This is a genomic window from Methyloceanibacter sp. (assembly GCF_058506495.1).
This window is the reverse complement of sequence record NZ_JBZMXT010000026.1, coordinates 1-12,316: the sequence shown is the minus strand read 5'-3', so window position 1 is coordinate 12,316 and position 12,316 is coordinate 1. Positions and strand designations below refer to the sequence as shown.

Annotated in this window: 8 protein-coding genes; 7 read left to right on the top strand and 1 reads right to left on the bottom strand. The window is 60.3% G+C overall.

The features are described 5' to 3' along the window. The first annotated feature begins 21 nt into the window (after window positions 1–21). From ptsP to AC33YF_RS06665, 7 genes are all read left to right on the top strand, one after another. Window positions 22–2,280: a phosphoenolpyruvate--protein phosphotransferase gene (ptsP, locus tag AC33YF_RS06695; protein ID WP_491776444.1), complete on the top strand. Its 2,259-nt coding sequence runs from the start codon at window positions 22–24 to the stop codon at window positions 2,278–2,280. Window positions 2,281–2,494: 214 nt separating this feature from the next. Then, the gene (locus AC33YF_RS06690; protein ID WP_491776426.1) at window positions 2,495–3,832 is read left to right on the top strand and encodes a helix-turn-helix domain-containing protein; all 1,338 of its coding nucleotides are present in this window, start codon (window positions 2,495–2,497) and stop codon (window positions 3,830–3,832) included. Window positions 3,833–3,852: 20 nt separating this feature from the next. After that, window positions 3,853–4,944 (top strand): peptide chain release factor 1, encoded by a 1,092-nt coding sequence (gene prfA / locus AC33YF_RS06685; RefSeq protein ID WP_491776425.1) that lies wholly within the window; start codon window positions 3,853–3,855, stop codon window positions 4,942–4,944. Further along, on the top strand, window positions 4,941–5,861 hold the full coding sequence (prmC, locus tag AC33YF_RS06680) for a peptide chain release factor N(5)-glutamine methyltransferase (RefSeq protein WP_491776424.1): 921 nt from the start codon (window positions 4,941–4,943) through the stop codon (window positions 5,859–5,861). Before prfA ends, prmC begins: the two co-directional genes overlap by 4 nt. Window positions 5,862–6,237: 376 nt before the next feature. Beyond that, window positions 6,238–6,822 carry a DUF4167 domain-containing protein gene (locus tag AC33YF_RS06675; RefSeq protein ID WP_491776423.1) on the top strand — a complete coding sequence of 195 codons (585 nt, stop codon included), beginning with the start codon at window positions 6,238–6,240 and terminating at the stop codon, window positions 6,820–6,822. Between the two features lie 325 nt (window positions 6,823–7,147). Beyond that, a complete protein-coding gene (clpB, locus tag AC33YF_RS06670) occupies window positions 7,148–9,748 on the top strand; it encodes an ATP-dependent chaperone ClpB (RefSeq protein WP_491776422.1) in 2,601 nt (866 codons plus the stop codon). A gap of 296 nt (window positions 9,749–10,044) precedes the next feature. Beyond that, on the top strand, window positions 10,045–10,527 hold the full coding sequence (locus AC33YF_RS06665; protein ID WP_491776421.1) for a hypothetical protein: 483 nt from the start codon (window positions 10,045–10,047) through the stop codon (window positions 10,525–10,527). An 85-nt stretch (window positions 10,528–10,612) separates the two neighbouring features. On the opposite strand, the gene AC33YF_RS06660 is transcribed toward AC33YF_RS06665, so the two are convergent. Continuing rightward, window positions 10,613–12,316: peptidoglycan DD-metalloendopeptidase family protein (locus AC33YF_RS06660; protein ID WP_491776420.1), on the bottom strand; the 1,704-nt coding region annotated here is incomplete at its 5' end.

Here is a 12,316-nt window from a genome sequence, read left to right as displayed (position 1 = left end):
GACGGTCCGGGACTTATTGTTATGGCTGCATCCGTTGGCGCTCCAAGGCAGATGCTCCGCCGCCTCCGCGAGGTGATGGCGGAGCATGAGAGCGCGCAGGCACGCCTGGACAAGGTGGTCGTCCTGATCGCCTCCAATATCGTTGCTGAGGTGTGCTCGCTATATTTGCGGCGGCGCGACGGCTCGCTCGAACTTGTCGCGACCGAGGGGCTTAATGCCAGTGCAGTGCACAATACGCATTTGAAGCCCGGAGAGGGCCTCGTTGGCCTTGTTGCCGAGCAGGGCGAACCCAAGCAATACGCGGACGCACAACACCATCCGGCCTTCTCCTTCCGCCCCGAGACCGGAGAGGAGATCTACCACTCGTTTGTCGGCGTTCCGATCTTGCGCGGTGGGCATACGATCGGTGTTCTGACGGTCCAGAATAAGACCATGCGCCAATACAGCGACGAAGAAGTCGAGGCGCTGCAGACGACGGCGATGGTCATCGCCGACACGCTAGCTTCGGGCGGCATCATCTCCGAGGAAGTGACCGCCGAGAAGGGACGAGATTCGAGCATCCGCTTCGTCGGTCAGCCGATTTCCGAGGATGTAGCTCTGGGGCACATCGTTCTTCACGAACCCCGGATCGTGGTGACAAAACTCATTGCCGAAGATGTGGAGCATGAGCGGAGCCGGCTGCGGCAGGCCATCGAGGAGCTAACCGGACAGATCGACGATATGATGGAGCGCGGCGATCTCGCGCGCGCCGGCGAACACCACGAAGTGCTGGAAGCTTTCCGCATGTTTGCCCACGATCACGGCTGGCGTCGCCGTCTCGACGAGGCTTTGGCGACCGGGCTCACCGCAGAAGCGGCCGTCCAGCGTGTCCGCAACGATACGCGCGCGCGCATGATGCGCTTAGCCGACCCTCGCTTCGGTGACAGGCTGCACGATATTGAGGACCTTTCAAATCGGCTCTTGCGGTTTCTATCGGGCGAGACGGCTACGGCGTCGACTGGTGCGCTTCCAGACGACGCGATCGTCGTTGCACGGACAATGGGGCCGGCCGAACTCTTGGATTACGACCGCCAGCGGTTGCGCGGCCTCGTTCTAGAGGAGGGGGGCGTCAACAGCCATGTGGCTATCGTTGCCCGTGCCCTCGGCATCGCGGCGATCACCCAATGTCGGGGCGTGGTCGAACTGGTTGAGCCGGGCGATGCAGCGATCCTCGACGGTCAGGGCGGGGAGCTCCATGTGCGTCCGACCCACGAAGTGGTGCATGCCTATTCGGACAAGGTTCGTTTCCAAGCACGCAAGCAGGCCCGGTACGCCGCCTTGCGAGAGGTGCCTGCGGTAACGCTCGACGATCAGCGTATTGAGCTGCAGATCAATGCGGGGCTCCTGTTTGACTTGCCTCATCTCAACCAATCCGGCGCGGATGGAATTGGGCTGTTCCGGACTGAGCTTCAATTCATGATCTCGGAGACATTCCCCCGGCTGGAGCAGCAGACGAAGCTCTACAAGTCGATCCTCGACCAAGCAGGAGGGCGGCCTGTCGTGTTCCGTTCCTTGGATGTAGGGGGCGACAAGGTTATCCCTTATTTTCGCGGAGGCGCAGAAGAGAACCCGGCACTTGGCTGGCGGGCAATCCGTATGGCACTCGATCGGCCGGCGTTGTTCCGCACACAGATTCGCGCTCTGTTGCGTGCGGCAAACGGGCGTGAGTTGCGCATTATTCTTCCGATGATCTCGGATGTTTCGGAGTTTGAGACCGCGCGCGGGTTGATCGATCACGAATTGACGCTTTTGAAGACCCATGGGCGGCCCGAGCCCTCCGAACTGAGTGTTGGGGCAATGGTCGAAGTGCCGGCGCTCCTATGGCAATTTGACCACCTCCTACCCATGGCCGACTTCATTTCCGTGGGCTCGAACGATCTCTTGCAGTTCCTGTTCGCGGCCGATCGCAGCAACGAGCGCGTGTCGGCCCGGTTTGACTCCCTGAACCCAGCGTCGCTCCGAGCATTGCGATACATCGTTCAGGCGGCGGAGCGGTTCGAGACGCCGCTTACGCTCTGCGGCGAGATGGCCGGTAAGACATTGGAGGCTATGACGCTGATCGGTCTGGGATTCCGCTCTATCTCGATGGCCCCGGCCTCCGTCGGGCCCATCAAAGCCATGGTATTGTCTCTAGATGCCACCAGCCTTTCCTCAAGGCTGGACAACCTATTGAACCTTAGAACAACGTCTTTGCGCGAGGAACTAAAGCAATTTGCTGCAGAAACGGGCGTTCAGATCTAGATCAGCCCTCATATAAGCCCGCGCCGTAACAGTGTGAGATTCCTCGCAGCATACGGCAAGGGCTTGCAAACTCACGGCCATTGGGTTTGTGTTACCCTGCGATTGGGGGATTTACCGGTCTTGGGGGCTGTGCGGCCGGACTGGATGCTAATAGATAAGCACGTCGGCTCATGGCCGGCGGATTTGCGGCTTTGCACTCACGGGATTGGAAGTAATGTCTGCCGGCTATGACGCGGAAGTCGCCGATCTGTTTCGGGACCTCAGAGCCGCGAGTAATCTAACAGAGGCGGATTTGGCTGCGCGTATCGCGACGCCTGTCGAGGTCGTACAGGCCTTGGAACAGGGCGCCATCTATGCATTACCGCCGTGGCCGGAAACGTGCCGTGTCGTGAGCGCTTATGGCACGCTTCTCAATCTTGATACGCGCCCTCTGCTGCGCCGGATATATGCGCAACTTGAGGCTGGTGTCGTGGAGTTGGGACCGAAGCCGGTGCAGGATGTTCCGGTAATGGTGCCACCTGTCGCCGCAGATCCGACAGCCCCGCAGGCGGGGCAGCCTACAGCAGAAGTGGTGAATGGAACGCCACAGCCTCAGCCGGCGCCGCAAGAGCCGGGTCAAGGCGTTGTGCAGCAGGCTTCGCCGGAGCCTACCGCTCAAGCGTTGCAACAGGCGCCGGCTTGGCCCGAGTCCCCATTGGGCGCTCCTCAGCCAGTGCAGCCTGAGGCCCTTCATCCCCAAGCCGCGCAGCCTCAGGCGCCGCAGCCTCAACCTGTTTCTTCGCAACCGCTTCAGCCGCAACCGCTTCAGCTGCAACCGCTTCAGCCGCAACCGCTTGAGCCGCAGCCTGCTGCGGCGCCTCCCGAGGGCGCGCTGCATCCTCAGACTGCGCAGCCAGCCCAAGGTGCGGTTCAGCCCCGGGGTACACTTCAGGCCCAAGGCGCACCACAGGCCGCAGGCGTGCCCCAGGCCCAAGCTTCGGTTCAGCCTCAAGGCGGCGTGCCTCAGCCCCAAGGCGTGCCTCAGCCCCAAGCAACACCCCAGGCCGCCGGCGCGCCGCAGGTCCAAGGCTCACCTCAGGCCCAAGGCGTACCTCAGGCCCAAGGCGTGCCTCAGCCTCTATGGCCAGGAACGGCGCATCCGGCGCAGCTAGGGCCGCAGCCCCAGCCAACGGCTGCGCAGGCGGATGCGGGCTTTCCTGGTGAGCCACCGATGTACCCGCAGCACCCGGGCTATGCGCCCGACCCAAGCGCTTCAGTCGATCCCGCATTGTCAGCGGCGCACGCGCAACCCAGCGACGCGAGCTTTCCGGGTGAGCCCGAACTCGAATTGGTCGAAGAAGAAGTAGAGACTGAAAAACCGAAAAAGTCGCCGCTTCTGAAATGGGGCATCGTTGGCGTACTTGCCGTCGTATCGCTGGTTGGCCTATGGATGGTGTTCGCCAGCACTTCGGAAGACGGGGGCCTTTCGTCAGGGTTCGATACGTCGGACCCGGTGCTTGACCCCGACGACCCGCGTAACCGCAAGTCCGACCGGCTGCCGAACAATTTCTAAGACCTCGTTCATCGATCGCTATGACTACGATTCCTGCTGAGAAGCTCGACAAGCTCGTCGCCCGTTGGGAAGCCATTCAAGGCGAACTTGCCTCCGGCGCTGACGCGGAGAGCTATGCGCAACTTTCCAAGGAGTACTCCGATCTCGACCCGATTGTTGGGACGATAAACGCCCTGCGGCAAGCGCAAACCGAGCACGAGGGCCTGCAGGAAATATTGGGAGATAGCGACGCCGACGCGGAGATGAAACTATTGGCGGAAGAGGAGGTCAGTGGTGTCGAGAGCACCATTGAGGACCTCGAGCAGCAGCTCAAGATTCAGCTTCTGCCTAAGGACGACGCAGACGACAAGAGTGCTATCCTAGAATTACGTGCGGGCACTGGCGGGGACGAAGCGGCGCTGTTCGCTGGCGATCTTTACCGGATGTACCAGCGTTTCGCTGACCGCCATGGTTGGAAGGTCAATGTCATTTCGGCAAACGAGGGGGCGACCGGGGGCTACAAGGAAATCATTGCCAATGTCTCGGGCAAAGGGGTGTTCGCTCGGATGAAGTACGAATCCGGCGTTCACCGCGTTCAGCGCGTTCCGCAAACCGAGGCCCAGGGACGGATCCATACGTCCGCCGCAACGGTTGCCGTCCTGCCGGAAGCCGAGGATGTAGACGTCCAAATCGACGATAAGGATTTACGAGTCGATGTGTTTCGAGCAAGCGGACCCGGCGGACAATCCGTAAACACCACCGATAGCGCTGTACGTATTACCCATTTGCCCACAGGCCTCGTCGTCATCCAGCAAGACGAGAAGTCTCAGCACAAGAACCGAGCCAAGGCCATGAAGGTGCTGAGCGCTCGGCTCTACGATCTGGAGCGGCAGAAGCGCGACGCTGAGCGGGCACAGGACCGGCGTAGCCAGATCGGATCCGGTGACCGGTCGCAGCGCATCCGCACTTACAATTTTCCTCAGGGTCGAGTGACTGACCATCGCATTGGTCTGACTTCGCACCAGCTGCAACTAATTTTGGAAGGCGAGCAAGCGCTGGATGAAATTGTTGATGCTCTGACTACGGAACATCAGGCCAGTCAGCTTGCGGCCATGGAGGAGGGCAACGCGTGAGCTTGAGCTTCCAGTCAGCCCAGACCCGCGCAGCGCGGATTTTGCGTCAAGGTGGGATAGCCTCCCCGGAACTCGATGCGCGGGTGCTACTGGGAACGGCCACGGGGCTCACTCTGGAATCGATTATTGCAAACGGGTGCGAGCCGTTGAGCGCATCATGCGAAATCCGACTTGACGCTTACGTTTCCCGCCGCTTGGCGGGTGAGCCAGTCGCCCGCATTCGTGGCGTTCGCGAGTTCTATGGGCGAGATTTCAGAATTGACCCGAGTACGTTAGACCCCCGGCCCGATACTGAGACAGTGGTGTCTGCGGTGTTGGAAATGTTAAGAGACGATGAGGTTGCCGATCGCAATCTGCGCGTTTTGGATTTAGGGACCGGATCGGGCTGTATCCTGATCACGCTGCTCGCCGAGTTGCCTCAAGCAACGGGAGTCGGAACCGACATCAGCCCCGGCGCCTTGGCGCTCGCCCAGGGGAACGCAGTGAGTCTCGGCGTTTCTGATCGTGCAAAATTTGTGGCAGCGAACTGGTTTGATGGGCTGACCGGCAACTACGACCTCGTCGTCTCCAACCCACCCTATATCCCAAGCTCCGAGATCGAAGAACTTGCGCCAGAGGTTGCCCGGCACGACCCGAGAACAGCCCTAGACGGCGGTATCGATGGCCTGGATGCATATCGGCGCATGGCTGCCGCAGCAGCGCGTTTCCTAAGGCCTGGTGGCGCGCTGGTGGTTGAGATTGGATGTCACCAAGCCCAAGAAGTATCAGACATTTTTCGTGCGGAAGGGCTTGTCGTCAGCGGCGATGCCGTTCATGAAGATCTTGCGGGTCTGCCCCGCTGTGTCAGCGCAAAGTTACCAGAAAATGTGGAAGTTTCGCCTGCGGAGCGAGCCAAAAATATGCTTGGAAAATCGTGATGTTCAGGCTAGGTTCGAAGAAAGAAATCAGACTATATGGCGAGATGCAGCAGGGATTTGGCCTCGCCGGTTGCGTAGCAACGCTGCGGATATCCATTCAGAACCTCGATTGACAGGCGCAAGCGCCTCTCGAGCCGTTCGTGGTCCGTCGTATCGCAAAACAAATTTGCCGACACAGTGTTAGCTCTGAAAGCATTGCACTTCGTGCCGAGAACCGACTGAGGCAAGGCAGCAAGAAAACGAACCGCCGAGAATTTGAGTAAGGCCAAGCTGGCTTCATGGGCGCCCGGCGTGCCCGGGCTGGTTTTGACCGATGACTATTGACTAGGGAGTGATGAGTGCGGCGCATATGCCGCCAATCAGGTGAATAAGGCTTATGAGGCAAGGACAGCAGAATCGCAGGGGGCGTGGCCGCAGCCGTAAGCCCCAGAATCCACTGGCGCGGAACTATGAGTCCAACGGACCGGACGTGAAAATTCGCGGCACCGCATCCCACGTCGCCGAGAAGTATATGTCGCTCGCTCGGGACGCGTTGGCCTCAGGCGACTCGGTTACGGCAGAGAGCTATCTCCAGCACGCCGAGCACTACAATCGCATCATCATGGCGGCTCACACGCAGGCCGCCGCCGCGCCACAGGCCGGTGAACAGTCTCAGGGGCAACAGGCCAATGGCAGCACTGGCCGTGGGCGGCAGGATCCCAGTGACAGCGCTGAGGGTGATGCCACAGAGGCGTCCGGGTCAGCGTCCAACGACGCTGGTGGCGCGCCGTCCGCAGCGCGTGGCCGCGGTCGTGGCCGGCAGCGACGTAATGGAGCTCATGCGGCCAACGACGCGCAAGCTTCACCAGACGCGAATGGCGGTTCTGAACCAACTGCCGCAGCAGAGAACAATGGTGCGGAGCAGCCTGTCGATGCAGGGGCAGCAGACGAGAGCGAGAGCGCCTCGAGCGCTGTAAGCTAGCTTAGGATCGTCATTCTCGTGTCTCGCCCGGCCGGAACTGTTCAGGAAACCTTCTGCATGGCCTGAGCAAGGCGGGAAAAACGAGCGAACGTCGCGCCAAGCACCACTTCGAGATCCCAACGAGCGCCGATCCCGGAACGCGATATATTCCCTTATCGCGTGCCGAATTTTGTAGCAGCGGATCGTGTAGGCCTCTTCTTTTCTTAGAAAACCATCGCTATATGCACGGGTATACATCACTGGTTTTGCGCATGCTCAGTGGTGCCCACCCCGATTTATCAATTCAGGCCCACCCTCGCTCTTGGCCGCCTAAAGAGGGATAGACATGGATTTCGAGAAACTCTCCGACCGCTTGAAGGGATTCTTGCAGGCCGCGCAGACGATTGCGCTGCGCGACGGCAACCCGCAAGTCACGCCCGAGCACTTTCTGAAGGCGTTGCTGGACGACGAACAGGGATTGGCCGCTGGGCTTATCGCCCGTGCCGGTGGTGACCCAAAATCAGCGCTTGCTCGCACCGATGCTGCGCTAGCCAAGTTGCCAAAGGTTTCGGGATCAGGCGCCCAGGCGCCCCAGATGACGCCAGCGTTGGGACGGGTCCTCGACCAAGCTGAGCAGATGGCGACCAAAGCCGGCGATAGTTTCGTGACCGTTGAGCGCGCGCTGCAAGCGCTGAGCCTCGCGGGTGAAGGCGAAACGGCGGCCATACTCAAAGAGGCTGGCATCACGCCCCAGAGCCTCAACGAAGCAATCAACGATTTGCGCAAGGGCAGAACCGCCGACAGTGCGGGCGCGGAACAGCAATATGACGCACTGAAGAAGTACACGCGGGATTTCACCGAAGCCGCCGAGAAGGGCGAGATGGACCCGGTCATCGGGCGCGATGAGGAAATCCGACGTACGATCCAGGTTCTTTCTCGCCGCACCAAGAACAACCCAGTGCTGATCGGCGAGCCAGGCGTTGGCAAGACTGCGATTGTGGAGGGCCTGGCCCAGCGCATCGTCAAAGGCGACGTGCCGGAGAGCCTGAAAGACAAGAAGGTTCTATCGCTCGACATGGGTGCCCTGATCGCGGGCGCCAAGTATCGTGGCGAGTTTGAGGAGCGGCTGAAAGCCGTCCTGTCGGAGATCGAGGCCGCGGAAGGCCAGATTGTACTCTTCATCGACGAGATGCACACGCTTGTTGGTGCCGGCAAGACAGACGGCGCGATGGATGCATCGAACCTCCTCAAGCCCGCGCTCGCGCGAGGTGAGCTTCATTGCGTCGGCGCCACTACGCTCGAAGAGTATCGTAAGCATGTGGAAAAGGATGCAGCGCTTGCGCGGCGCTTCCAGCCGGTGTTTGTGGGCGAGCCCACGGTCGAGGATACGATCTCGATCCTCCGTGGTCTGAAGGAAAAGTACGAATTACATCACGGCGTCCGCATTTCCGATGCGGCGCTCGTAACGGCGGCAACGCTCTCCAACCGCTACATCACCGACCGCTTCCTGCCAGATAAGGCGATCGACTTGGTCGATGAAGCTTCTTCGCGGTTGCGGATGCAGGTGGACTCTAAGCCCGAGGAGCTGGACGAGATGGACCGGCGCCTCATGCAGCTCAAGATCGAGCGCGAGGCCATGAAGAAGGAAACAGACACCGCCTCCAAGGATCGCCTCGAGAAACTTGAGAAGGAGATCGTCAATCTTGAGGAGAGCGCCAATGCGCTGAGCCAGCGCTGGCAAGAAGAGAAGGACAAGCTCGCAGGCGAGCAGAAGATCAAGGAAGACCTCGATGCGGCACGCATCCAGCTCGAGAAGGCTCAGCGCGAAGGCGACCTCGCTAAGGCCGGCGAGTTGGCCTACGGCGTCATTCCCGATCTTGAAGCCAAGCTGAAAAGCCAGGAAGAGAGCGAGTCCGCCACGGGCGCTCTGGCCCAAGAGGTTGTCGAGCCCGATATGATCGCGGCCGTGGTCTCGCGCTGGACAGGCATCCCCGTCGACAAGATGCTGGAAGGTGAGCGCGAGAAGCTGCTCGCTATGGAAAACGAGATTGCCAAGCGCGTGGTTGGCCAGGAGGAGGCCGTGAAGGCCGTGTCCACTGCCGTTCGCCGCAGCCGCGCCGGCCTTCAAGACCCGAATCGACCGCTGGGCTCTTTCATGTTCTTAGGGCCGACGGGTGTCGGCAAGACGGAGCTCTCACGCGCGCTCGCCGAGTTTCTGTTCGATGACGAAAGCGCGATCTTGCGCATTGATATGTCGGAGTACATGGAGAAGCACGCGGTAGCGCGGCTAATCGGTGCGCCTCCAGGCTATGTGGGTTACGAGGAAGGTGGCGCGCTGACCGAGGCCGTCCGTCGACGCCCTTATCAAGTGATCCTCTTCGACGAGATCGAAAAGGCGCACCCGGACGTTTTCAATGTTCTCCTGCAAGTGCTGGACGATGGACGGCTCACGGACGGGCAGGGGCGCACAGTCGATTTTCGCAACACGCTGATCATCATGACGTCGAACCTCGGCTCCGAATATCTGGTCAATCAGGCGGAAGGCGAAGACTCCGACGCCGTCGAAGAACAAGTCATGGAAGTGGTGAGGTCCCATTTCCGGCCCGAGTTCTTGAACCGGGTGGACGAGATCATCCTGTTCCATCGCCTGCGCCGCGAGCATATGTCGAACATCGTCGACATACAGATGCAACGTCTGCAAAAACTGCTGGCCGATCGCAAGATCACGCTAAATCTCGACGACACGGCGAAGACCTGGCTCGGCAATAAGGGTTACGACCCCGCATACGGTGCACGGCCCCTAAAGCGCGTGATCCAGAAATACGTTCAAGACCCTATGGCCGAGATGATCTTGGAAGGCAAGGTCCGCGACGGCGAAACAGTCAATGTCTCCGTCCGCGACGGTGAACTGACCTTCAATGGTGAGACCGCGAAAGAGGCGGCTTAGGAGCAAGGCGGTTATTGCCATGCGCCGCTCCGGTCCGAGCGCGACAAGGGGGCGCTCTGTGCGTTCTCTGATCAGCGACATATGCTAAACTCTTCTCTCGCGATCTAGGTCCTGATTGGAGGGCGGGGATGATGAAGCGCGGAATCGATGGCTCAGATCTCGGGCCGGCGACCATGGCGCAAGACGGCGTGCGCGGCGAGGCTTCGGACGAATCGCGAAGCGACTGACGAAGCGAGAGCACCCAAACGCTAGTCTTCATCCGGCGTGGTGAGAAGCCGGCGCAGGGTCTTGGGCTCTTGAGCTGCCGTGGGCTCAATCGAGCACTCAAACTGCCGGATTATTTCGCCGCACATTTTCCGCCCCCGGACTATATTTTTGCGCCCAATCCATCGGTGAAGGTGACGGAGTTCCACGGCGATGGGCAGCGCTATGATTGCGTGCGGCCGCTCCTCACGATCGCACCGACGGCGGTGCGCTTTGGCGTGCCGGTCGACACGCAGCTGCCCTGCAATGACCCTGAACTGCTGGCGGACACGCTACTGGCCCCGCTTTATCGCGCAGCCACGATATATCTCGGCTGGGAGCACATCGATCTGGTTGAATTCACGCGGGTCATGTTCGACCGCTTCGGCATTAACGATGTCGTGCCGCATCGGCCTAACAGCGACTTCGAGACAGTGTTCGTATTCACGATCCGCTGGGGTGCAGTGCCCCGCTTGGAGTTCGACGTGCAGAAGGAGAAGCTTGGGCCGATCTCCGATGCCTGGCCGCTGGTTTAGTGGCTGGACGATAAGGCCACTCTCGAGCACTCAATCAGCGAAGCGGTAGGGCAAACAAGCAAGCCGACAATGCAGTAGAGAGACGCTACTGAATGTTGGCTTGGGCGATGCGGTTGGTGACGGGGTCGAGTTCCATCAGAGAATCGATCCGGCGGCGTTCCTTATGGAAGGCTGCGAGTGTGCGCCCTTCAAGCTCGAGGCCGCGCGGCACGGCGATGGTCATGGGATTCACGAACTTATTGTTGACCAAGACTTCGTAGTGAAGGTGGGGGCCGGTGGAACGGCCAGTCGATCCCACATAGCCGATAATCTGACCCTGCTTCACGCGGGCGCCAGGCTTCGAGCCCGGTGCAAAGCGCACCATATGGCCGTAGGCGGTAGCAAAACCGTTGGCATGTCGGATGCGAATGTAGTTGCCATATCCGCCATGCCGCTCGGCCATTTCGATCGTGCCGTCGCCGGCGGCCAGGATCGGCGTGCCGGTGGGAGCGGCCCAATCGACGCCTGTGTGCATGCGAATGCGGCGCAGCAAGGGATGGCGGCGGTTGCCGAACCCAGAAGTGAAGCGGCCACCCTTAACCGGGTTGCGCATCAGAAACTTCTTCGCGCTGGATCCGTGCTCGTCATAGAAGTCGATCGTATTGTCCGGGGTGCGGAAGCGGTAGAACTTACGTGTCTCGCCACCCACCGTCATGGACGTGTAGAGCATCTCGCCGGCTTCGTCGCTGCTGGGGCCATCGCCCTCGAAGAACACCTCGAATGTGTCGCCGGAGCGAACCTTCTGCTTGAAGTCCACATCGTAAGAATGGACACGCAGCAGCTTCATGATCACGTCGGCCGGAAGTTTGTGCTCCAGCGCCGATTCGTAAAAGCTCTCGTAGAGCGAAGCCCGGTTCGAGGCCGTAATGACGACTTCGTTGAGAGGCGCAACTGTTGAGGCCAAATAGTCTCCGTCGCGGTTGCGCGACGTCGTTACAATATGCTCGCCGGCTTTGTCGAAGATGCTGATGCGGACCGGCTCCTTGACCTCGGAGTCTGCTTCGGACTCGACGAGACGGGCATCAATCTTTTGGCCGGGCTTCAAGTCTTCAGGTCCGAACAAGGCGTCGAGACTATCGACGAGTTCGTTCGCCAGCTCTTTGGTTGTCCCGACGTTCAGCATGACGCCTAGGAGCGTGTCACGTTTGCCGACACTTATGAGCTTCGTCTCGGCATTGGCGACCTGTGTCTCGCGGAAGGCTTCGTCTTCGTCGGTCAGTTTGTGGATGACGGTTGTATTTGGGACAAAGCGCGGGCGGTCTAATTCGTCAGGACGGTAGGAGGCCAACTGCAAGGTTGCTTCGCCTGCGCCACCCGCGAAAGCCTCAGGACGCTCGGCGTATGCGAAATTCTCTGCGGCGCGCGAGACCAGCGAGGTCACCTGCTCTGGATCGAGCTCAATATCGTCGGTTGGGGGCAACAACCCGCCTGGGACCTCAACAACATCCACCTGCAAGGACAGCGAGGGGTCCACGGCATCTCCGCCGCCGCCTATAGGTGTTGAGTCGGAATAAAGCTTGAAGGGATTGAAGCGAGGGAGGCGGCTGGCGTCTTCGGACTTTTCGGTGCCAAGCCCGGCGATGATGCGAAGGTAAGGCTTGATAGTGATGAATTCGCGATCGCCCTGCTCTTCGACGACTGTGTCGTGGATGACCTGACGTTTCGCGAAACCCTCTGAGGTGGCTTGAATGCGGTCTTCCTTCTGCCCGCCCGCGCTCTGCGCGTCCTGGGCAAGCCGGGCGCCGCGGAT